The following is a 22,827-nucleotide window of genomic DNA, read 5'->3' as shown; positions in this document are numbered from 1 at the left end:
CATGACACAGTTAGGTAAACTTTCAATATTCCTGGAGGATAGTGATATGATTGAACATCTCAAGCAGTTTATCAAAAGTCAAAGTATTACCACTTCTTTTGAACCTGTCAGCATCCAGTTTATGGAGCAGCTGATTAATCAATATGAAGCAAATCCCAGCATAGATGCCCTTGAAATGATCGGCTCCATGCTCGGCAAAATGTTGCAGATTTACCAAAACCGCACAGCAGGCGTGCAAAATACAATCTGGGCTGAGCAAAGGCAGGTTGTTGATAATCAAATGAGAAACATGGTGGCGATGGTGGATCAGCAAATTCAGCTTGAAAAACTAAAATCCATGGCTGCGCAAGGCATCACCATGACAGAAGGATTTGGTAAACGATCCCTGTCTGGGCAAGAAGATACTGCATATGATAAACGATCAAGAATGACACGATAACCCCTTTTGATTTCTAATTTTTCCTTTCTTCTCATAAAATAATTACTGTCGTCCCGTTGCTAGTCAGCGGGATCCAGATTACTGCAAGGCCGCGGAATGGGGATGACAAAATAAATGACCCAATCCATTTTTTCATAGCCATTCCCTCTTGTCACAGTTAAAATCAATCCATATTAATTAATCCCTATTTTTCTATGAAAAAATCAATTTCTTACACACTTATTGTTGGCGTACTGCTGCTGGGCAGTTTTTTAGGTTTTTGCGCAAACGCGCTGTTTTCTAAAGTAGTTACTGAAGAAAATGGTGTAACTTATTATTTACGACCAGGCATTTCCAAGAAAGTCGTTATTACCGAATTAAGCCAGCAGGGAATTATCCGGCATCCGTTGCTGTTTTCCTTGTATGTTTATCCGCAAAAGAGTTCACAGCTCAAAACGGGTGAATATCTTTTCCCAAAAGGATCCACGCCAGCATCTATCTGGAAACAGCTGACAAACGGTACGGGCCATGTTTACCATCCTTTCACTATCGTGCCCGGCTGGACTTTTCATCAATTGCGCGAGGCGCTGAACAAAGCAGAAGGTCTGCGCCATGTGACAAGTGAACTGAATGACAAGCAGATCATGGAACGGCTGGGTTATCCCGATCTTGCACCGGAAGGACAGTTTTTTCCGGAAACCTACTCCTATACGCGTAATAATCCAGATCTGGTTATTTTAAAACGCGCTTTCGATTATATGCAAAAGCGCTTGAAAGAAGCCTGGCAAAACCGTGCGCCAGATCTTCCTTATAAGAATGAATATGAGGCCTTAACAGCTGCTTCTCTGATTGAAAAGGAAGCGTACCTAGATGCCGAACGTCCTGTCATTGCGGGCGTGCTGGTCAATCGGATCCGTCACAATATGCCGCTGCAATTCGATCCCACTGTGATTTATGGTATGGGGGATCGGTATGCAGGAAAAATTCACAAGGAAAATCTGCAGGAAGATACGGCTTATAATACTTATGTTCACAAAGGATTGCCGCCTACGCCCATCGCTATGCCTAGTCTCGTTTCCATTGAAGCAGCGATGCATCCACAACAAAATGATTATTATTATTTTGTAGCAAAGGGCGATGGCAGCCATCAGTTTTCCAGGACACTGGATGAACATAACACGGCTGTGGCGAAATCCATTAAACGCCGCGAATCTTATTTTAATCCGTCCAGGATACAGGAATATTTGAATACCCTGTTTCCGGGGACATTAAAAAATTATTCGCAGAATGCTATCTTACTTAAAGCTTATCCAAAAATAGGTTCAAAATTATTCGTATGACACGCGGCAAACTGATCACGATTGAAGGCATTGAAGGTGCGGGAAAAAGTACAGCATTGCAATTTATCCAAGACTACCTCGTCAAGGCTGGGGTTGAAGTCGTGTTAACACGTGAACCGGGCGGTACGGACGTGTCAGAAGCCATTCGTAAGTTGCTCCTGCATTCTACCGCTTCAGAAGGAATCGCGCCTGAAACAGAGCTCCTGTTAATGTTTGCGAGCCGCGCCCAACATATCAGCCAGTGCATTGAGCCGACCTTATCGGCTGGTAAATGGGTCGTAAGCGATCGTTATGTGGATGCAAGCTATGCTTATCAAGGCGGCGGTCGCGGAATAGCAATGGATAAGATTAGTCTGCTGGATAAAATGATTGTAGACGGTCTTTATCCTGATTTAACATTTCTGCTCGATGTACCCGCTGATCTGGGTATCGCTCGTGCAGAAAAACGCGGAACGCAAAAAGACCGCATCGAGCAGGAAAAAACAGATTTTTTTGTACGCGTGCGTAATGTTTACCTGGAACGGGCAAAAGCGGATCCTGAGCGAATCCGGCTGATCGATGCAACACTGGGGCTGGGTTTAGTGCAGGATCAGGTACGCCGTATTTTAGATGAATTTATCAGGAAAAAATAATATGTATCCCTGGCAGGCGGATCAATGGGATTATCTTCTGCGCTTAAAACAGCAAAACCGTTTGCCGCACGCGCTTTTGTTTGCTGGTATTGCGGGAACGGGTAAAGCAATCTTTGCCGATCGGTTTTCCCGCCTCTTGTTGTGCCAACAACCGACACTTAGCAATCAGCCCTGCTATCACTGCCATGCCTGTCGGTTGATTGAGGGCAGAGCGCACCCCAATGTGTTATGGATCGAACCAGAGAAAGAAGGCCATGCGATTAAAGTCGATCAAATACGCGATGCCAATGAATTTATTTATCAGTCTGCCTTACAAGGTGAATATCGTATTATCATCATTCACCCAGCTAACAGCATGAATACCAACGCAGCAAACGCACTGCTCAAGACGCTGGAAGAACCCTCATCCGGTGCCGTGATTATCTTGATCAGTGATTCATTTTCACGGCTGCCCGCTACGATTTTAAGCCGCTGCCAACGTATTCTTTTTCCGCGACCACATCAGACGCAGGCGCTTCAGTGGTTACAAAGCGAATTAGCGAATCCTGCAACGGATCCTGCCCTTTTATTAAAGCTTGCGCACGGCGCGCCGCTCGCGGCGCTGAAGCTGGTACAGGAAAATCAGCTTGCAGGGCGGCAAATATTATTTGATGCACTCGCTTTACTCGCAAAGCGGCAGGGTGATCCGCTTAAATCGGCTGCGAACGTGCAAAATATGGAACCTGTGCATCTGCTCGATTACATGCTGAGCTGGACGATGGATCTGTTACGGTTGCAGTTGGGTGTGGGCGCGGAAAATCTTCTCAATACGGATTATAAAGAGCAGTTGACAGCATTAAGTGAACGCACCGACCCTCAGCGAAATGTCAAATTGATGGCTGATTTACAACGGCTGCGTGCAGAAATTTATGCAGGCATTCATCTGAATAAAACCCTGCTGGTGGAAAGCGTATTGATTCAGTGGATGAATGCAGCAGCGTAACAAGGAGAGCAAACATGGAAAATTTGTATCAGCGCAGTTTTGATTTTGTCGATCTTAAACCATTGGCGCCTAAACCGCGTCAGTCAGGGCTTACTGAAATACGCGGTCCTTACTATGAAGCGTTCACTGTGCAGCAGCTCAACGATTTGCTTAAGACATGGGGTTATTATATTGATGGTTTTAAATTCGCTGGCGGTACGCAGGCTTTGCTGACGGCTAATACCGTAAAAGCTTTTACGGATCTTGCGCATGAGCACCAGGTGTATGTGAACACAGGTGGTTTTATTGAAAGAATTGTCATTCAGGATCCTAAAAATATTGATCACTATTTGCAGGAAACTCAGCGTCTGGGTTTTGATGTCGTTGAAGTATCAAGCGGCATGTTCGAGCATCCACAGGATTTTCGCCTTGATGATCAGGTGGAAATTGTAAAACGCATTAAAAAAATGGGCATGAAACCAAAGCCAGAAATTACTATCATGAGCAGCGTAGGCGGCGGCGTGCAGGAATTCGACTATAAAAACAAAACAAAATCTGTGAAAACGCCTGAGGAGTTAATTGAAGAAGGCGAACGCTTTTTTGAAGCAGGTGCGCATATGCTCATGGTGGAATCCGAAGGCATCACGGAAGGTATCGCTGATCCGAAGGACTGGCGCAAAGACGTGATCTTTGCGCTGGTTAAAGCCTTTGGCCATGAAAAATTAATGTTTGAAATATCACCCGAAGATGATGAGGCTCGTAAAACATTTAAGTGGTATCTCAAGGAAGTCAGCGCTGATGTCAACTTGATGATGAATGCTAAAAATATTGTTGAATTCAATGCATGGCGATCCCATCTTTGGGGGGATCGCACGCTTTGGAAAAATAAAAAAATCACACTCTAGGATGGTGAATATGTTTCTTGTGGATTCACATTGTCACCTTGACTTGCTGGACCTGACGCCGGATGAAGGCGATTTAAACCGGGTCATTGCCCGAGCACAGGAGCAAGGCGTGCACTATTTGCTAAATGTCTGCGTAGCGCTGGATGGTTTTCCGACGCTGCTTAAAACAGCAGAGCGATATCCTTTTGTGAGCACATCAGTAGGGCTGCATCCCAATGAAAATCCTGCGCCCGTGACCGATGTGGACGAGACAACTTTAATTCGACTAGCGCAACATCCTAAAGTGGTGGCCATAGGCGAAACGGGCCTGGATTATTTTCGTTCAACCGGCGATCTTGAATGGCAGCGAACACGGTTCCGCACACATATCGAGGCGGCAAAAAAGGTAGGAAAGCCATTGATTGTGCATACGCGCGATGCAAAAGACGATACAATACGCATAATGAAAGAAGAAAGAGCAGATCAGGTGCAGGGCGTCATGCACTGTTTTACTGAAGATTGGGCAATGGCAAAAAAAGCATTGGATATGAATTTTTATATTTCTTTTTCAGGCATTGTTACATTCAAGAGCGCTGTGACACTTCAGGATGTCGCAAGACAAGTTCCACTGGATCGCATTCTGATCGAAACCGATTGCCCTTATCTTGCCCCGAATCCACATCGGGGCAAGCCCAATGAGCCTGCATATGTGCGCTACACGGCTGACTATATTGCCAAGCTGCGCAATATTTCTCTGGAAACATTTGCTGAACAAACCACCAAAAACTTTTTTACATTATTCAGTAGCTGTCATTTTAATAGGAATGAGCTGCATGTTTAGACCGGTTTCACTGTTTGTAGGATTGCGTTATACGCGTGCCAAACGCCGCAATCATTTTATTTCTTTTATTTCCTTGGTTTCCATGATTGGAATTGCATTGGGCGTGATGGTGCTGATTACCGTTTTGTCCGTCATGAATGGATTTGATCGTGAAATAAAGAAACGGGTATTCACGATGGTGCCGCCCATGACCATCAGCAGTGTGACAGGCTATATCGCCGGGTGGCAGGATTTGCAAAAGACAATGACTGAATTTCCAGCTATTACGGCTTCGGCGCCTTTCGCAACGGGCGAAGTATTGTTAAGCAGCGGAGGAGGGGCCGCCCAGCCTGCGCTGCTAACAGGCGTGCTGCCCGCGGAAGCGAAGAAAGTGTCTGCGGTAGCCGAAAAAATGGTGCAAGGACGGCTCTCGGACTTGCAGGCAGGAAAATTCGGCATCGTGCTAGGAGAAAACCTGGCCAGCCTGCTTGATGTGAGCCCGGGTGATAAAGTGACGGTTTTTGTTCCCCAGGTAACAATCTCACCTGCTGGCGTTATTCCTCGCGCGAAACGTTTCACAGTGGTAGGTATTTTTAAAGCGGGCGGAGGGTTTGGTTTTGACCGCGGATTAGGCTTTATTCATTTGAATGATGCGCAAAAATTGATGGGTCTGGGCGATAATGTTACCGGCCTGCATTTGAATATCAAAGATGTTTATGCTGCACCCAGTATTGCGCGTGATCTCATGACCCAATTATCGCCTACTGCAAGTATCACGACCTGGGCGGATCAGTTTGGCGAGTTTTTCCACGCCGTTCAATTGGAAAAAACCATGATGTTTTTTATCCTGTTGCTGATTATCGCAGTGGCCGCGTTTAATCTGGTCGCGACACTGGTGATGGTGGTCAATGAAAAGCAGTCCGACATTGCTATCCTGCGAACATTCGGCGCAACGCCCAACATGATTATGAATATTTTCATTGTGCAAGGCGGTTTGATCGGTGTATTTGGTACGTTGTTGGGCGTCGTGCTAGGCGTACTGCTGGCATGGAATGTGACGGATATTGTAAACTGGATTGAGCATGTATTTCGTGTTCAGTTTCTTTCTTCGAATGTGTATTTCGTTAATTATCTGCCTTCTGAAATCGAATGGATGGACGTTGTCAAGATCAGTGTAGCAGCTTTGTTTCTGAGCCTGATTGCAACCATTTATCCCGCCTGGCGTGCGTCAAAAATGGATCCAGTGGAGTCGCTTCGCTATGAATAATCCTGTTCTTGCTTGTTATAATTTGGGAAAAACTTACTTGGATGGTGCATCGAAAATCGAAGTATTACACCATATGGATCTTGAAATCGGTATGTCTGAAATGGTGGCGATTGTGGGTACATCGGGATCAGGTAAAAGCACTTTTTTGCATTTACTGGGAGGGCTGGATCGTCCTACGCATGGCCGTGTTATGCTGAACGGAAAAAATCTGCATGCCATTTCAGAAACTGAAAAATGCAAAATGCGTAATCGATACCTGGGTTTTGTTTATCAATTTCATCATTTATTACCTGAGTTTTCCGCGCTCGAAAACGTAGGCATGCCTTTATTAATTCGTGGAGATGAGCCGGCGCAGGTTCGTGAAAGAGCAGCGCATCTGCTGGAGCAGGTGGGCTTGCAGCATCGCATGCAGCACCGTCTGGGTCAGCTTTCTGGCGGTGAACGTCAGCGCGTTGCTATCGCTCGCGCACTCGTCGCTGAACCCTTGTGCGTACTTGCGGATGAGCCTACCGGTAATCTGGATCCACATAATGCTGAGAAGGTTCTAAAATTATTTTTTGATCTGCAAAGTGTACATAAAACCAGCGTAGTGATGGTGACACACGATCCCGATATCGCAAGTCAAGCCCAGCGGGTACTGAGAATTGAAGACGGAAAGCTGGTCGAAGTGTAAGGCAGTGCCATTGACAGCTAATTTTAATAAAGGTCAAACGATGCTCGTTGGAAAAATCGTTTCTAAAGTTGATGAAATAGAAAAAATAATTGCTGATTTGCTAGTCAATCAGCCTGAAGGTTCATCTGTCGCTAAAGAGCTTATCAAGCTGGGTGGTGAGTTAAGAATGCTGGAATTAAATATAAAATCTCTTGCAAAAATTAAGTTCCGTGATATCGATAATAATATAACGTCAATCAATTTTTACCTTAATAATTTAAGCGGGTTATTAAGCAAGAAAGATTATTTATCTTTATTAACCAGAATAGAATCCATCAAGGGTAATTTATTTTTTAAAAGAATATTCTATTATTTATTCAATTTTAATTGGTTTTAGAAGGTTTTTCAGATATCTGCACGGAATTCAGTTTCGTAGTTAATACTACTAACTTTAACTGGATTGGCCATTTAAATGGCTGTCATCCTGAGCGCAGCGCACTACTATCCGGTGAACTATATTTCTTTTCATTACTTATGCGATAAAACCAAATCGTTCTGTATCCGAACCCGAATCCATTCTTTCAGAGAGTTCTCACCCATGCCTTTTTTTGTGCTCGCCTTTTTGTCAGGCGATTTATTTTTACAATTATTTTCCAGCCTGCCGTCGCAAATAATGCTTGTTTTGCTGACAACAATTAATTTTTTAATTTATTTTAGTTTAAAAAATAGAATACGTCTCGTTTATCTGCTCTTTGCTTTTGTGCTTGGCTTTGCGTGGAGCGCATGGTATGCACAAGGCATCCTTTCCTGGTCGCTGCCAAAATCATGGGAAGGGCGTCCAGTTACCATTACAGGTTATGTAGCGTCTTTGCCGGTCAGAAATAAGTGGCAGACTTATTTTTTTTTCGCACTGCAAACCATGCAGGTTGGCGGTGATCTTCAGCCTGGTAAAGCCTTAGTGCGTCTTGCGTGGCGAGATCATCAGCAACCGATAAAAGCCGGTGAAAAACGTCAATTCTTGGTGCGGTTGAAACGCATTCATGGTACGCAAAACCCAGGTACGTTTGATTACGAAGCCTGGAGCCTGCAGAAGGGATTACGTGCGTCCGGCTATATTTTAACGAGTCCTTTAAATAAGGTGATATCACATCACTGGTACCATTATCCTATTGCCCAATTCAGGCAAAATCTGCAGGAAAAGATCAGAGCGCATTTGCCGCAATCAAGGACCGCACCCTGGTTGATGGCGTTGATCATGGGCGAGCGTGAAGGCATTGCACAGGAAGATTGGCAAGTGCTGCGTCAGACTGGCACCAATCATCTGATGGCAATCGCAGGCTTACATATCGGCATCATGGCGGGTTTTACGCATATGCTCATTGCCTGGAGTTGGCGGCGATTTGAGCGATTAACTTTATGGCTGCCTGCGCAACAAGCAGGTGCTTGTGCTGCTTTAATCGTCGCCGTGCTTTATAGTGCCTTGGCCGGATTTTCTGTTCCTACCCAACGCGCCTGTCTTATGCTTGCTGCTTTTATTTTCAGTCTGCTTTCCAGGCGCAAACTTAACGCATGGTATGGCTGGTCTCTTGCGCTGCTGCTGGTTTTAATGCTAAACCCGCTATGTGTCCTGACAGAAAGCTTCTGGCTATCTTTTGGTACGCTTGCATTGATTATTTACGGTATGGGCGGCCGTCTCGCACCGCGTGGATTATGGTGGAAGTGGGGCAGGGTACAATGGGTAGTAGGTCTGGGCTTGACACCCATCACTTTAGTATTATTTCAGCAATGCTCGCTGGTTTCCTTTCTTGCTAACAGTATCGCCATACCTTGGCTTGGCTGCTTGATCCTTCCTTTCTGCTTTTTAAGTGGGATATGCCTGCTGATATTACCTTCGGTGGGAGGATTATGTTTACTGATCGCTGATAAAAGTCTCGCGGTGTTATGGACGCTACTAGCATGGTTTTCTGCGCTTCCTTTTTCTGCCTGGTACCACGCGATGCCCGATCCTATACTGTTTTTTATAACAATGACAGGCTTCCTGCTTCTGCTGTTGCCCGCCGGTTTTCCCGGAAAATGGGCGGGTATTCTCTGGGTTTTGCCGCTTTTGCTTTACAAGCCTGCTGCACCAGCAGAGGGCGATGTGTGGTTGACCTTGCTGGATGTAGGCCAGGGATTATCTGTTGTGGTGCAAACTAAAACACATCTGCTGGTTTATGATGCCGGGCCTCGCTATGCAGGTATGGATATGGGAGAAAGCGTGGTTTTACCTTTCTTACACAAAATAGGGGCGCGGCAGATTGATCTGCTGGTGATAAGCCACGGCGATAATGATCATATTGGCGGAGCAGGTGCATTAGTGAAAGCGTTGTCTGTTGGCATGATAAAAACCAGCGTACCTGAAAAATGGTTGCAACCTATCGCACGTACCTGTTTCGCGGGTGATACATGGCAGTGGGACAAGGTGCTGTTTACGTTCATTTATCCGGACAAAAATCAGTTAAGCTTGGGTAATGACAGTTCGTGTGTGTTGCGTATTACAGCTCATGGACAATCTATTTTATTGACGGGGGATATCGAAAAATACGCTGAAGAGAATTTGCTTGAGCAGGCTTCGCATCATTTACAATCGACGATTCTGGTCGCACCGCACCATGGTAGCAAAACATCGGGTCTTGCAAAATTTATTGTGGCTGTGCGCCCGCAATTTGTGCTGTATGCAACAGGTTATCGCAATCGCTACCATTTTCCTCATCCGCAAATAGTGTCTTTTTATGAAGCTATACAGGCGAGACAATTAAATACAGCAGAAACCGGGGCGATTCAGTTCAGGCTGAAAGAGAAAAATGCAGTGCTATCACCAGAAATTTACCGTAAAACCCATCATCATTACTGGCATGCAGCCTTGATGGAGGATGGAATAAAAGCAGATTGACCTCAGCGCTAGTGATTGGTCGTGCTGCCCGTTTTCTCCTTTTTCCCATGCAGGAGCAGATCAATCGCCATCAGCAGCGCGGTATTGTCGATGGGTTTTTCAAATGAAACTGATGCGCCCAGCGATTCGGAGAGATCCAAATAGCCGGTGGGATCTAATCGTCCGCCACCGGAAATGGCAATAATTTCCAGATTGGGATGTCGGTTTTTAACTTCGGAAATCAGCGTGATACCGCTTTTCTTGGGCATGATGATATCGGTGACCATAATGTCCGGTTTGTCTTTTTGCAGATATTCCGTTGCTTCTTCACCATTCGCTGCGCACAGCACAGTGTGGGATGCGCGCTGCAACACTTGCATCAACATATCCCTGACAAGCTCATCGTCTTCAACCAGTAATATTTTTGCCATGTTTCCTCCCTATGAATGTTCCGGTAGCAGTATCACAAAGGTGGTGCCGTGTCCCAGGCGGCTTGTTACGGTGATTTCACCCTGATGTTCCTTGATGATCGAGTGCACAATGGAAAGCCCGAGCCCTGTTCCTTTGCCGACTTCCTTGGTCGTATAGAAAGGTTCAAAAATGCGTCCCATCGTATTTTTATCCATTCCATGCCCCGTGTCGGCGATTTCAATTTTACAATAATTTTGCGCGGCTGTTGCGGGAAATTGTTTTAAATAGGGATCAGCCGCAGGTAGGTGGCTGAGATGAATGGTGATGGTTCCTTCCCCATCCATGGCATCAACCGCATTATTAATCAGGTTAACCAGTACCTGATGAAGCTGCGTTTGATTGCCAAGAATAGCAGGATCGGCTTCTGCTTCAAAATGAATGATGACGCTGGCAGGGATGGTAGGCCGCAGCAGGGCCAGCGCAGCTTCAATGGTTTTTTTCAAATTAAGCGTACTGAATTCATGATGCTGTCTGCGGCTAAACGAAAGAATGCGCGACACCAGTTCCTGTCCGCGGTGGGCAGCGTCGAGTACTTTGCCCAGATTTTTATGAATCAGGCTGTCTTTTTCCACATCTTCTCGGGCCATTTCCACATAACCAATGATTGCATAGAGAATATTATTAAAATCATGCGCGATACCGCCAGCCAGTGTGCCCATGGCCTGCAGCTTTTGGCCCTGGAGCAGGGCGACTTCCAATTTCTGTTTAATATCTTCCGCATTGATGCGTTCACCTATTTCCTTTTTCAGATCTTCGTTGATCTTTTTGAGGGAAATGGCCTGATGACGGGCTACCTGAGCAATATGAATGGTGACGCCTACCAAAACAGAAAGGCCTACCCCAAATATCAGGATAATCCAGGGATGGTATGACTCAAGCACAGGATGCAGGGCAAGATAAGCGGGGACATCGTATTTAAGCAGATACCAGATAAGCAGGGAAAACAGGACCCCGATCGAAGTAACGAGATAAGGCAGCCAGGGGACATGTAGAGGATGGGGCCGCATTTTCTTCCTTGTACTCCTTAAAGCCAGCATTTAGCCATTTCAGTATGCCGCGTTATGATTGCATTCTCCAATTTTCCGTTTGGCGATGAATTTAGCATAAATTGTTAAATATTTTGTACATAACTTTAGCTTAATCGATTTAGAATATGGAATCCATGCCAAGGGAACTGGCATAATATGCCGTTGAATTTGCTTCACTATTTTAGGATTGGTAAAACATGCAGCTTTCGAAGATTAAAATCGCTGGTTTTAAATCATTTGTAGACCCAACCGTTATTTCCCTCCCGAGCAAGCTCGTTGCCATTGTTGGCCCGAACGGATGCGGAAAATCGAATATTATTGATGCCGTTACCTGGGTCATGGGCGAAAGCTCGCCTAAATATTTGCGCGGTGAATCGCTCACCGACGTTATTTTTAATGGCTCGAGCAGCCGAAAGCCGGTGGGGCAGGCTTCTGTAGAGTTGATTTTTGATAACTCGGATGGTGCTATTGGTGGAGAGTATGCCAAATTTGCTGAAATTTCAGTCAAGCGTGTCATTAACCGGGAATCGGATTCTACTTATTATCTAAACGGAGTTCGTTGCCGCAAGCGTGATGTAGTCGATCTTTTCCTGGGCACCGGATTAGGCCCCCGAAGCTACTCTATTATTGGCCAAAACATGATCAGTCGGATTATTGAAGCTAAACCTGATGAGTTGCGGACTTACCTCGAAGAGGCAGCGGGCATTTCAAAATACAAGGAGCGCCGGCATGAAACCGAGCTTCGTATTCACCATACCAAGGAAAATCTCGCACGCATTAATGATTTGCGTGCGGAACTTGAAAAGCAGCTCAGCCATCTCAAGCATCAGGCAAACGTAGCGGAGAAATTCAAGGTCTTGAAGCAGCAGGAACGTGTGCTTCGGGCCCAATTATATGGCGTACAGTGGCGCCAGCTGGACAGCCGTATGGTCGAACATACGCTGCAGATTCAACGCGAGGAAACTGCGTTGGAAGCGCGTCATAGCGAATTAAGCGGCACGGATCGTGAAATAGAACAAATGCGTCATGAACAGCGTGCCGCCCATGATGCGTTTCAGGAAGTGCAGCGTCGTTATTATGCGGTTGGAAACGAAATTACCCGCATTGAGCAGGATATTTTGCATCACCAGGAGCGGCAGCAGCAATGGGAACATGATCTCAAACAGACGGAGAGCGATTGGCAGACCGTCAAAGACCAGATGGCTGAATCAGAAGATAATTTGCGTGAAATCGAACAGGATATTCACCGCATCGAACCAGAACTCGCCGCGATAAAAGATGAGATGGTGCATTTGCAGGGGAGTCTTGAGGCGGCAGAAGAAGAAATGCAAACCTGGCAAACCCGTTGGGACGAATTCAATCAGGTTTCGGCAAAAACTACCCAAACGGCGCAAGTTGAAAAAACGCATATTCAGCACCTTGAGCAAAAAATCGCGTTTCTGCAAAAGCGGCAGGAGCAATTGCAGCAGGATCAGCATCGGTTGAATTTTTCTGAATTAACCAAAGAAATTGAGGAATTTACCAAGAAAGCTTATGAAGTGACGGATGCGTTGGAATTCCAGAATAAACAATTGGCCGATGTGCGAAAAGAAATTAGCACATTGCAATCCACGCAACAGGATTCCAATACGAGTCTCGACAATGTACGCAGTGAGTTGCAAAAACTTCGAGGACAGCAGGCGTCGCTGGAAGCGTTGCAGCAGACTGCGTTGGGACAACGCGGTAATCCGGCTGCGTCTTGGGCTGCCAAACATCAGCTAGGATCAAAGCCTCGGTTGGCGCAAAACATTGAAGTGGAAAGTGGATGGGAATTTGCGGTTGAAAAAGTGCTTGGCTTTTGCCTACAAGCTATTTGCGTTGATCAAGTGAGCGAGATCGCGCCGCATGTTGAAGATCTTAAAAAAGGCAATATCTGTGTCTTCACGCCTGTGCAGCCGGCTTCGCCAGGAAAGGAAAACAGTACAAAAGGCACAGCGCTCTTACAAAAGGTGAAGTCACCCTGGTCGCTGGATTCTCTTATTGGCGGGATTTATGTCGCTGATTCAATGGATGAGGCGCTTGCCTTGTGCGAATCGCTGGATGTAAACGAATCTGTCATTACCCGCGATGGTGTATGGCTTAACCGTTCCTGGCTTAAAATTCTGCGAGAAGAAGATCCCGCTGCGGGTGTATTCCAGCGCGAACAGGAATTAAAAAAACTGGCTGCGCGCATTAGCCAGTTACAGGAAACGCAGAAAGAGCTTGAGAAGAACATTAATGATCGCCGTGAAACGATCCAGAAACTGGAACAGCAACGCGATCAATTGCAGCAGTCGTGTAATCAGAAACAAGCACAGGCTGCGCAATTTAATACACAGCAGAAAATGAAGCAGGAGCGTCTGGCTGAACTAAAATCACAATCAGAGCGATATGTTAAAGAATTGCTTGAATGCACGGATCAATTAAAAAAAGCCGATGCAGAACTGGTGCAGGCCCGTTCATTATGGCAGCAAGCCATGAGTGAACTGGAACAGCATGCTGCTGCGCGTGAGGGTTTAATCAAGGAGCGAGATAAAGCGCGTCTGCAATTACAAAGCATGCGTGAACAAAACAATGCAAAGAAAGAACTGATGCATGAATTGGAAATCCGTTTGCAGACATCCCGTTCGCAAAAAGCCTCACTACACCAGGCCGTTGGCCGGTTGCAGGGACAGCTTACCACACTGAACGAACGCAAAATTACCCTGCAAAGTGAATTAACTTCCATGCCGCCGTTAGACAGTATCAAGAAATCCTTGTCACGTGCGCTGGATAAACATGTAAGTGTAGAGGTTGAACTCAATACGGCGCGCGTTGCTGTTGAATCACTCGACCAGGAGTTCCGTCACCTGGAGGAAAAGCGGCAGATCATTGAACGTGATATTAATAAAATTCGCACTTCGCTTGAGTCACTGCGTGTACAATGGCAGGGATGGAAAGTCAAGGCCGATACACTGGTCGAACAACTGAAAGAAACTGAATTTACGCTGGAAGATACGTTAAAAGACCTTCCCCAGGAATTGACGACAGAGGATTGTCAAACCAAACTGGATCAACTGGTACAACGTATTAACCGCCTGGGACCCATCAACTTGGTGGCGATTGATGAGTATGCGACATGTCTGGAACGCAAACAATATCTGGATAAACAGCTGGAAGATTTACAGGCGGGGCTTGCAACACTGGAAGATGCAATTGCTAAAATTGACAGGGAAACACGAACGCGTTTCAAGGAAACCTTTGATAAAGTGAATGGCCGCTTTCAAGAATTATTCCCTACGGTATTTGGCGGTGGCAAAGCCTATCTTGAATTGAACAGCGATAACCTGCTTGAAGCAGGCGTAACGATGATGGCCTGTCCGCCTGGCAAACGAAACAGTTCTATTTATTTGTTATCTGGTGGTGAAAAATCGTTGACAGCCATCGCATTGATTTTCTCCATCTTCCATCTTAATCCTGCGCCATTTTGTTTGCTAGACGAAGTTGATGCGGCGCTGGATGATGCCAATGTCCTGCGATTTACGCGGCTGGTTAAGACAATGACGGAAAGAACACAGTTTCTTTTTATTAGCCATAACAAAATTACCATCGAAATGGCGGAACATTTGATCGGTGTGACCATGAACGAGCCGGGTGTGTCACGGCTGGTCAGTGTGGATATTGAAAAGGCGATGAGTCTGGCCGGCACTTGATCGTGGAAAATTTGGGATAGAAACAGTGACCAGCAAAGATAACGTCAAAAAGCAAATTGAAAGATTGCGTGAGCAGATCAATGAGCATAATTACCGCTATTACGTACTGGATAATCCCATCATTTCGGATGCGGAATTTGATGAACTGTTTGAACGGTTAAAGCAGCTTGAAAAATCGCATCCGGATCTCATTACGGCTGATTCGCCCACGCAGCGTGTAGGTGGAGCACCTCTTAAAGCATTTGCAGAAGTCAAACATGCTGTACCTATGCGTTCACTGGAAAATGCGTTTACTGATGAAGATATTCACGCTTTTGATAAACGTATTCGAGAGCGTTTGCAACAAGAAGGCGCGATTGAATACTGCTGTGAACCCAAGCTAGATGGACTTGCCATTAATATTCGTTACGAGAAAGGTCTGCTTTCTCAGGCCGCTACTCGCGGTGACGGTGAAACAGGCGAAGACGTGACTGAAAATGTCAAGACGATACAGATGGTGCCGCTTAAGCTTCGTGGCGATAAATTTCCTCGTATTTTGGACGTGCGCGGGGAAGTGTATATGTCAAAAAAAGGTTTTGAAAAACTGAATGCGCAGGCAGAAGAAAAAGGCTTAAAAATATTCGCGAATCCAAGAAATGCGGCAGCGGGCAGCTTGCGTCAACTGGATCCGCGCATTACGGCGACGCGTCCGCTCGAAATATTTTTCTATGGCGTAGGCGGGGTGGAAGGCCACAAACTGCCAGCTAAACACAGTGAAATGCTAAAATGGCTGGAAGAGCTGGGCTTGCGTACAAACCCGCTTATCGAAGTGAAGCAAGGCGTTGCGGGTTGCCTTGCCTACTATCAGAAGATGGGTAAACAGCGGGACAAATTAAGCTATGAAATTGATGGTGTCGTTTATAAAGTTAACGAAATTGCTCAGCAAGAAAAATTAGGCTATGTCACGCGTGCTCCGCGTTGGGCAGTGGCGCATAAATTTCCTGCTGAAGAAGTAACGACAAGCATTGAAGAAGTTGAATTTCAGGTCGGCCGTACCGGTGCCTTGACGCCGGTCGCGAGGTTGAAGCCGGTTCACGTTCGCGGCGTGACGGTAAGCAACGCAACGCTCCACAACATGGATGAAATCAGGCGCAAGGATATTCATATAGGTGATATTGTCATTGTGCGCCGCGCAGGGGATGTGATTCCAGAAGTGGTCGGCGTTGTTAAAGATCGCAGGCCTAAACACATCAAAAAAATTACCTTGCCCAAGCATTGTCCTGTCTGCCATTCCGGCATCGAACAAGTGGAAGGCGAGGCAGTAGCGCGCTGCACCGGCGGATTAATTTGTCCAGCCCAGCAAAAAGAAAGTATCAAACATTTTGCTTCACGTCGGGCAATGAATATTGAAGGATTAGGTGACAAGCTTGTAGATCAATTGGTGAATACAAAATTGATATCATCTGTTGCTGATATATATGATCTAACACAGGAGCAGCTAGAAGATCTCGAACGGATGGGAAAAAAATCAGCACAAAACTTGCTGGAAGAGATTGAAAAAAGTAAAACAACCACCTTGCCGCGATTTCTCTATGCTCTCGGGATTCGCGAAGTAGGTGAGGCGACAGCTAAGCAATTAGCCATGCATTTTAAAACGTTAGAAGCCCTGCAATCTGCGTCAATCGATGATTTACAGGCCGTGGCAGATGTTGGCCCTGTTGTCGCCGAACACATTGCGCACTTTTTCCGTGAAAAGCATAATCGCACCGTCATCGACAAATTGATCAGGGCAGGCGTGCACTGGCCTGCGATCCGTTCTGCCAGCCACGCGCCCCTTGCAGGCAAAACCTTTGTCCTGACGGGCACCCTGCGTGACATGACGCGCGATGAAGCCAAGGAACGATTGGAAAGACTTGGTGCAAAAGTTGCAGGCAGTGTCTCAAAAAAGACAGATTATGTAGTGGCAGGGACAGATCCTGGGTCCAAATTGGATGCCGCCAAAAAACTGGAAATAGAGATTCTTGATGACAAGGATTTTCATGTTTTTTTACAGAAATATGAATAGAGGATATTGCAAAAAGACCTTTCGCTGCGCTCCATTATGTCCGGTAAATTCCTGTTCTCATCGTCCTAAGATAAATGTCAACAGCCCTTAATTTCCGTTAAATAAAATCACGCTGAAATCTGCTTCATAGCAGGCAATTTTAATGTCGAATCACAAAGTTCAATCAATTTCAAGAACCTAACAACGTCTATAATTTGATAAAATTGAACAATAAAGAAGGAGAAAGGTATGAAATACCGTCACTTCGCGCCTTATTTTCTTGTCAAGAAGGGTATCCATGGCGTAGGCGTGTTTGCCGCGGCGGATATAAAAAAAGGGGAAATTCTGCGAGAATTAACAGGCGAAATGCTCGATCATCCAACCCGGACATCCATACAGATAGGGAAAAATAAGCATATTGAAGATGAAATGGGCGGGCTGATTAATCATAGCTGTCAACCTACGGCAAGGATCGATAAAAAAAATCACTCACTTGTGAGCATCAGAAATATTCGTAAGGGTGAAGAAATTACATTTGATTATAATGAAAACGAAGAAGCAATGGCCAGCCCGTTTGTATGCCAATGTTGTGGTAAATACATTATGGGAAAAAAAGGTATGCCTTACCAAAAACGCAGCCTGGTAAAATCCGAGTAGATTAATCCATTTTGATGGATGTTGAAAAAGACGTTTTATCTGATTCCTTAGGCGGCGGCAGAAAGCTAACTTGGCATAAGTAATCAAAATAAATAGTTAATAGCTTCTCATCAATTTTAGGGTATGTAAGTCCCAGTTCTTTCAATTTAGCACTGGCTTTTTGTGTGCTTACTTCTGGCGCGATTTCACCTTCTCGCATGGCAAGATAATAAGGTAAAAAGGGAAATAAAGCATTGTCATGGGAAATATTAATCAGCATGCTTTGCCACTTAGACATGGGAATGATTTTGATTTTATATCCATAATCATTCAGCCAGGAAACTAAGTCTGTCCATAAAATACCTGTAGGATGGTCAATATGATAAACAGTTGAAGCAGCCGGCTCTGCCAATGCAATTTTAACGATGGCCTCACTAACGAAATCGACAGGTAAAATCGTGATCTTTTCGTTCATGTCGGGGGCCAAGCCCAGCTGAATACAGCCTTTGATCAGCATTAGCAAGGCGTCATTCAAACTTGTGATGCCCGTATCGGATTGACCTGAAATATAGCCAGAACGATAGATGGTGGTGGGGAGGCCTCGCTTGTTAATCTCGGTCAGCAGTCTTTCTGAAACCCACTTGCTGATGGCATAACCGCCAAATAACTCATCATAATTGTCACTGGGAAAATCTTCTGCCAATGCGTTAGTTGCATCCCTGCGGCATGCAGCAGAAAGCGATGAAATATAATGTATCGGTTTATCGATATGACTGGTCGCAAACTTGATCACTTCCAGCGTACCTTGTACGTTACTGCCGCGTAATTTGTGATAAGCTGACATGATATTTACTTGTGCGCCGCAGTGATAAATCAGGTCAACTTTATCAATCAGACTATTATATTGTTCCAGAGGAAGGCCGAAATTATCAAAACTTAAATCGCTCGCTATAGCCACAATGCGTCGATTGGCCAGGGAAATTTCGGCTGATAAATTAAATTTGTCAATAGTGGATATGAGACGCTTAGCCGCCGTCTCAAATTCTCCTTTACGTATCAAGCAATAAATTTTTGCTTCTGATTGTTTCAGTAGTTCTCTTAATAAATAAATTCCAAGAAAGCCGCCCCCCCCTGTCAATAATATATTTTGGGGTTTAGTCAGAGAGGGCGATAGTTGTTTGGAAGGCAGGATATTTTCGTGCAATGTACAGTCGCGGCGGATTTCTTCCTGAATAAGCGAAGGGCTAGCATATAGTTTGCCTTTGGTATCAATATAATTAGCAAGAACAGGGATGTAGGGCAAATCAAATAAAATCTTTGCAGGAATGGACTGGTTGAATTCGTTTAAGATGCATACAGATAATTCAGCCGCCTTTAATGAATTAGCGCCAAGGTCAAAAAAATCGTCCGTCATACTGATGCGGTTTTTATGCAGTACTTTGCTCCAGATTTCTGCCAATTTTTTTTCTGTTTCAGTTTTGGGCGGTACATATTCTTTTTGTAGTATTTGTTCATAATCTTGTGGTGGCGGCAGTGCTTTTACGTCAATTTTTCCGCTAAAAGTTAAGGGAAATTGCAGAAGCGTTACAAAAACTGAAGGTACCATATACTCGGGCAATTGGTTTTTTAACGCTTTGCGCAAACTACGTTTTGCCGATGTACTTAATACCAGTTCCATGACATTATGGGTAGACAGATAGTAATCGATGCTTTTGGAGACTATTTTTCTTTCTTCATCATTTAGATCAAACGCAATTCCGCATCGGTTATCCTGCTGCCAAATAATATGGCCTGAAAATAATTTCCCTTCTGCCATGCCAGGCAATTTTAAGTGTATCTGAACGAGGCTGCCAATATTAATTGGTTCCGTCACGCCTGATAAAGCAAGCCCTTCCTTGGAAATATCTTCAGTAACGGCTTCAATAAATTTGTTGTTATTCGTTGATAGAAGGCATCTTTCCTGATAAAGATATCTTTCTTTGTCCAGGTTCGGTACGACATAAGCAATTAACGATTTTTCTCCGTTTAAATTTTCTTTTGCGAGCACGACAACTTCGTTCACATCCGTATGCTGGCTGAGTGCATATTCAATATCACCCAATTCAATTCGATACCCTCGAATTTTGACTTGATGATCAATGCGGCCAATAAATTCAAGCTTGCCGTCTGATAACCAGCGAACAAGGTCGCCCGTGCGATATAATTTTTTCGTTTTATCGTCACTCAAAATATGCGGTATGAATTTTTCTTCTGTTAGCTGATGACGATTCAGATAGCCTGCTGAAATGCCAACACCGCCGATAAGCAATTCACCACATACGCCAATAGGAACAGGTTGCAAGTATTTGTCTACAATGTAGGCTTCAGTGTGAATAATCGGTTTGCCTATGGGCGGTGGAAAATGCTTGTGTGTATTTTGCGCAGAAGAATGAGCTTCATAAATTTTTACGTAAGTGCATTCGATGGTGGTTTCTGTTGGACCATAGCCGTTCCATATATCAAAAGGTAGTGTCTGCGTTGGATAATGTGTCACGCTTTCACCGCCAATTTTTACTATTCTGAGATTTACGGTTTTAGGCCATTTCATCGTGAAAAGCATAAGCGCGTAGGCTGTAGGCAAGTCGCAAATAGTAATTTGATGTTGTTCAAGCCAGGAAAAAAATAAAGAAGGCGTTAATTTGGTGTTGTCATCAACAATATGTACACTAGCACCGGTAGTAAGATAAGGAATTGTTTCACACAGAAAAGTATCAAATCCTTGAGAAGCAAATTGAGCAGATCGATCATTCTTTGTGACATTGAAACAACCGCGATACCAGGTCACTAGATTGGTTAAACTTTTGTGCCGGATCATGACGCCTTTGGGTTTGCCGGTTGTCCCTGATGTATAGATAATATAGGCCAGCTGCTCAGGATTCTCAGGGGGCAAGGGCGGTTTATTTTTAATTTCCCAATGAAGCGGTTGCCAGCTTTGAGAAACAGTGATGGATTTGGATCGATATTTTTCATGTAATTTTTCCTGATCATTCACCAGAATACATTTGGCTTGTGAATCATCGAGCACATAATCAATTCGTTCGGGCGGATATTTAGGATTGATGGGCACGTAAATAGCACCCGCTTTGAAGATAGCAAGCATTGTCATCAACAGCGTCGGGGTTCTGTCCATTAATACACATACTGGGTCGCCTGGTTCAAGGCCTTTTCCCAGCAAATACGCTGCAAGGTTGGTTGAAACCGTATCCAGTTCACCATACGTGACCTGAACAGTATTATGCTTAACGGCCAATGCGTCAGGGTTTTGTTTGGCTTGTTGCATAAATAGCGTGTGAGCGCAGCCCTGAACGTCGGGAAAAGGAAATTGATATTGAGGTTTACCCCAATGTAAAATTGTTTTTTTCTCTTCATTGGTCAAGATATTCATTTTAACCGCTTTTTGATGAATATCATTGCTTATTTCTCGCAAGATAATGATAAGGTGCCTGGCAATACTGTCGATACTTTTTTGCGAAAACAGGGAAGGATGATAGAAAAAGGTAAGTTGACCAGATGGTTTTTTCTCAGCACAAAGAATAAGTGGAAACTGATTTAGGTCGGCTTCGCTTATCAACAAGGGATGATCAGGAGAGAATTTCGAATTTTTTTTGTCCGGCTTGAATAAAAGTAAATAACGGCATTCCTCGGGCGCACGTTGTTTGGCGTGGTTTTTTTTCTGTAGTTGTAATTTTACGCGGTTTAGAAGAGTCTTGATTGAGGTTTTTTCATTAACGATACTTTTAACTGGCGTAATAGGCTGATGAATCTTCAACATATTAGAGCGATGACTATGAAGCTGACTGGTTGCATAAATAATAAAATCAGATGAGCTAAAACGATTGAGTAATAATCCCCAGGCTGTGTGAATCAGAATATCCCAGCGAATATGTTTTTGCTTGAGAAAAAGAGCTATCGATTCTAATTCATTTTTATGTAACTTGGATAGATGAGAGTGGTAATGAAAATGATCCGATGGTATGACGGCTCCCTGATTTTCATATTCTTCCAGCCATAATTTTGTTGCAAGTCCCTCGTCTAATTCCATATTCTGATCCCTGTTCCTGATGAAACTTATTTACTGCGGGTTACCGTGGAGTTAGGGATGGGCTCCCGGCAAGCTACGTCCATTTTCTTGCCAGGCTTTGCACGGACTGCCGCGAAAATGATCCCTCTATAATAAAGTTTAAAATTCAGCTGTAACTGTACCCACTATCTGGCTGTCATCATACGGCGGATTTTTTGCCCGACCATTGGTGGAAATCCATTGGCCTGCGACCGTATAGGTTTTATTGAGCTTTTTGCTTAACCCGACATTATAGTCGTTATAGCTATTGCCAGCTGCCCTGGGTAAACTATAGTGCCCTATTAATGCCTGAAAAGTCACGTCTTCAATATTAAACAGATAGTGAGGTGGTATCGCATAATTAATACCGCCATTGTAATAAGTTCCACTTTTGTGAGAATTATAAACATTCCCTGAATAACTGATGCCAGCCTGTAGGAAATAAAAGTTAAAAAGTGTATTCAATTCGTTGTATTCAAGATTGGTCGCGCCGGGATAATTGTAGCGGCCATAATTGATGTCATAAGTAAAATTTTCGCCAATGCCGTTGCTATATCCGACGACTGTATCAATTTCCACAGAGGCGTTTGTGTCCTCGAATTTAACATTGGATCCCCAGAGATTGAGGTAAATGCCAATCGGTGATGTATAAGTTAACGAACCTTGCACAGCAGGATAATTTTCTGTCTGGCTGATTCCTCGGAACATATAATTTGTTGTCAAGGCCATCGTACCACTTATTCCATCGAGAAAATGATATGTTTTATCTTCCTTGTCTTTTGCAGCAGTATCGTTCGATTCGGCGAGGGGAGTGGGAACAAATTCTTTTTTAGCATCCTGTTTGACATTTTGCTTTTGCGTGGTTTTATTTTCAGTTTGCTTTGTTTCGTTCGATTCTGTCTCGGCTTGGGCTGGCAAAAACGAGTTAATCATTACGCACGCAGATAATAAAACAAACGCCTTTTTCATTTTGTT

The 22,827-nt window shown here is 44.5% G+C and carries 17 protein-coding genes; 13 read left to right on the top strand and 4 right to left on the bottom strand.

All coding sequences use genetic code 11. The features are described from left to right. The first annotated feature begins 46 nt into the window (after window positions 1-46). The 10 genes from AQUSIP_RS05560 to AQUSIP_RS05515 all read left to right on the top strand — a co-directional run bounded on the left by AQUSIP_RS05560 (window position 47) and on the right by AQUSIP_RS05515 (window position 9,906). A complete protein-coding gene (locus tag AQUSIP_RS05560; protein ID WP_147277468.1) occupies window positions 47-439 on the top strand; it encodes a hypothetical protein in 393 nt (130 codons plus the stop codon). 194 nt (window positions 440-633) lie between these two features. After that, the gene (mltG, locus tag AQUSIP_RS05555) at window positions 634-1,758 is read left to right on the top strand and encodes an endolytic transglycosylase MltG (RefSeq protein WP_114833914.1); all 1,125 of its coding nucleotides are present in this window, start codon (window positions 634-636) and stop codon (window positions 1,756-1,758) included. Next, on the top strand, window positions 1,755-2,390 hold the full coding sequence (tmk, locus tag AQUSIP_RS05550; RefSeq protein ID WP_114833915.1) for a dTMP kinase: 636 nt from the start codon (window positions 1,755-1,757) through the stop codon (window positions 2,388-2,390). The genes mltG and tmk overlap by 4 nt, the downstream gene beginning before the upstream one ends. Next, a complete protein-coding gene (locus tag AQUSIP_RS05545; RefSeq protein ID WP_114833916.1) occupies window positions 2,368-3,372 on the top strand; it encodes a DNA polymerase III subunit delta' in 1,005 nt (334 codons plus the stop codon). Before tmk ends, AQUSIP_RS05545 begins: the two co-directional genes overlap by 23 nt. Before the next feature lie 14 nt (window positions 3,373-3,386). After that, the gene (locus AQUSIP_RS05540) at window positions 3,387-4,256 is read left to right on the top strand and encodes a phosphosulfolactate synthase (RefSeq protein ID WP_114833917.1); all 870 of its coding nucleotides are present in this window, start codon (window positions 3,387-3,389) and stop codon (window positions 4,254-4,256) included. Between the two features lie 10 nt (window positions 4,257-4,266). Then, entirely contained in the window at window positions 4,267-5,076 is an 810-nt protein-coding gene (locus AQUSIP_RS05535) for a TatD family hydrolase (protein WP_114833918.1), read from the top strand. Next, window positions 5,069-6,322: a lipoprotein-releasing ABC transporter permease subunit gene (locus tag AQUSIP_RS05530; RefSeq protein WP_114833919.1), complete on the top strand. Its 1,254-nt coding sequence runs from the start codon at window positions 5,069-5,071 to the stop codon at window positions 6,320-6,322. The genes AQUSIP_RS05535 and AQUSIP_RS05530 overlap by 8 nt, the downstream gene beginning before the upstream one ends. Continuing rightward, window positions 6,315-6,995: a lipoprotein-releasing ABC transporter ATP-binding protein LolD gene (lolD, locus tag AQUSIP_RS05525; protein ID WP_114833920.1), complete on the top strand. Its 681-nt coding sequence runs from the start codon at window positions 6,315-6,317 to the stop codon at window positions 6,993-6,995. Before AQUSIP_RS05530 ends, lolD begins: the two co-directional genes overlap by 8 nt. A 10-nt stretch (window positions 6,996-7,005) precedes the next feature. Continuing rightward, the gene (locus AQUSIP_RS05520) at window positions 7,006-7,371 is read left to right on the top strand and encodes a hypothetical protein (protein ID WP_114833921.1); all 366 of its coding nucleotides are present in this window, start codon (window positions 7,006-7,008) and stop codon (window positions 7,369-7,371) included. A gap of 201 nt (window positions 7,372-7,572) precedes the next feature. Next, the gene (locus AQUSIP_RS05515) at window positions 7,573-9,906 is read left to right on the top strand and encodes a DNA internalization-related competence protein ComEC/Rec2 (protein WP_170131758.1); all 2,334 of its coding nucleotides are present in this window, start codon (window positions 7,573-7,575) and stop codon (window positions 9,904-9,906) included. Window positions 9,907-9,914: 8 nt separating this feature from the next. Here AQUSIP_RS05515 and AQUSIP_RS05510 read toward each other — a convergent pair whose 3' ends face one another. Both AQUSIP_RS05510 and AQUSIP_RS05505 read right to left on the bottom strand, forming a co-directional pair. Continuing rightward, window positions 9,915-10,316 carry a response regulator gene (locus tag AQUSIP_RS05510; RefSeq protein WP_114833923.1) on the bottom strand — a complete coding sequence of 134 codons (402 nt, stop codon included), beginning with the start codon at window positions 10,314-10,316 and terminating at the stop codon, window positions 9,915-9,917. A 9-nt stretch (window positions 10,317-10,325) separates the two neighbouring features. Beyond that, complete coding sequence (locus tag AQUSIP_RS05505) at window positions 10,326-11,363, bottom strand: sensor histidine kinase (protein ID WP_170131759.1); 1,038 nt, start codon at window positions 11,361-11,363, stop codon at window positions 10,326-10,328. Between the two features lie 218 nt (window positions 11,364-11,581). On the opposite strand from AQUSIP_RS05505, the gene smc reads away from it, so the two are divergent. The 3 genes from smc to AQUSIP_RS05490 all read left to right on the top strand — a co-directional run bounded on the left by smc (window position 11,582) and on the right by AQUSIP_RS05490 (window position 17,774). Beyond that, window positions 11,582-15,094, top strand: coding sequence for a chromosome segregation protein SMC (smc, locus tag AQUSIP_RS05500; protein ID WP_114833925.1), 3,513 nt, complete (start codon window positions 11,582-11,584; stop codon window positions 15,092-15,094). A gap of 16 nt (window positions 15,095-15,110) precedes the next feature. After that, complete coding sequence (gene ligA / locus AQUSIP_RS05495) at window positions 15,111-17,138, top strand: NAD-dependent DNA ligase LigA (protein WP_407641500.1); 2,028 nt, start codon at window positions 15,111-15,113, stop codon at window positions 17,136-17,138. A gap of 228 nt (window positions 17,139-17,366) precedes the next feature. Continuing rightward, a complete protein-coding gene (locus AQUSIP_RS05490) occupies window positions 17,367-17,774 on the top strand; it encodes an SET domain-containing protein (RefSeq protein WP_114833927.1) in 408 nt (135 codons plus the stop codon). Between the two features lies 1 nt (window position 17,775). Here the strand turns inward: AQUSIP_RS05490 and AQUSIP_RS05485 are convergent, their stop codons facing one another. Next, window positions 17,776-21,834, bottom strand: coding sequence for a non-ribosomal peptide synthetase (locus AQUSIP_RS05485; RefSeq protein WP_114833928.1), 4,059 nt, complete (start codon window positions 21,832-21,834; stop codon window positions 17,776-17,778). Window positions 21,835-21,972: 138 nt separating this feature from the next. Beyond that, the gene (locus tag AQUSIP_RS05480) at window positions 21,973-22,821 is read right to left on the bottom strand and encodes a TorF family putative porin (RefSeq protein WP_114833929.1); all 849 of its coding nucleotides are present in this window, start codon (window positions 22,819-22,821) and stop codon (window positions 21,973-21,975) included. Window positions 22,822-22,827 lie beyond the last annotated feature (6 nt).

It is taken from the genome of Aquicella lusitana (assembly GCF_902459475.1).
Lineage (GTDB): Bacteria > Pseudomonadota > Gammaproteobacteria > DSM-16500 > DSM-16500 > Aquicella > Aquicella lusitana.
The sequence above is the reverse complement of the archived record's forward strand: the minus strand, read 5'-3'. Positions and strand labels throughout refer to the sequence as shown.

Coding starts and splice junctions, on each gene's coding strand:
- AQUSIP_RS05490 (WP_114833927.1), top strand. CDS start 17,367: ATGAAATACCGTCACTTCGCGCCTTATTTTCTTGTCAAGAAGGGTATC.
- AQUSIP_RS05485 (WP_114833928.1), bottom strand. CDS start 21,834: ATGGAATTAGACGAGGGACTTGCAACAAAATTATGGCTGGAAGAATAT.
- AQUSIP_RS05515 (WP_170131758.1), top strand. CDS start 7,573: ATGCCTTTTTTTGTGCTCGCCTTTTTGTCAGGCGATTTATTTTTACAA.
- tmk (WP_114833915.1), top strand. CDS start 1,755: ATGACACGCGGCAAACTGATCACGATTGAAGGCATTGAAGGTGCGGGA.
- AQUSIP_RS05560 (WP_147277468.1), top strand. CDS start 47: ATGATTGAACATCTCAAGCAGTTTATCAAAAGTCAAAGTATTACCACT.
- AQUSIP_RS05530 (WP_114833919.1), top strand. CDS start 5,069: ATGTTTAGACCGGTTTCACTGTTTGTAGGATTGCGTTATACGCGTGCC.
- AQUSIP_RS05540 (WP_114833917.1), top strand. CDS start 3,387: ATGGAAAATTTGTATCAGCGCAGTTTTGATTTTGTCGATCTTAAACCA.
- AQUSIP_RS05535 (WP_114833918.1), top strand. CDS start 4,267: ATGTTTCTTGTGGATTCACATTGTCACCTTGACTTGCTGGACCTGACG.
- lolD (WP_114833920.1), top strand. CDS start 6,315: ATGAATAATCCTGTTCTTGCTTGTTATAATTTGGGAAAAACTTACTTG.
- AQUSIP_RS05505 (WP_170131759.1), bottom strand. CDS start 11,363: ATGCGGCCCCATCCTCTACATGTCCCCTGGCTGCCTTATCTCGTTACT.
- AQUSIP_RS05480 (WP_114833929.1), bottom strand. CDS start 22,821: ATGAAAAAGGCGTTTGTTTTATTATCTGCGTGCGTAATGATTAACTCG.
- AQUSIP_RS05545 (WP_114833916.1), top strand. CDS start 2,368: ATGAATTTATCAGGAAAAAATAATATGTATCCCTGGCAGGCGGATCAA.
- smc (WP_114833925.1), top strand. CDS start 11,582: ATGCAGCTTTCGAAGATTAAAATCGCTGGTTTTAAATCATTTGTAGAC.
- mltG (WP_114833914.1), top strand. CDS start 634: ATGAAAAAATCAATTTCTTACACACTTATTGTTGGCGTACTGCTGCTG.
- AQUSIP_RS05510 (WP_114833923.1), bottom strand. CDS start 10,316: ATGGCAAAAATATTACTGGTTGAAGACGATGAGCTTGTCAGGGATATG.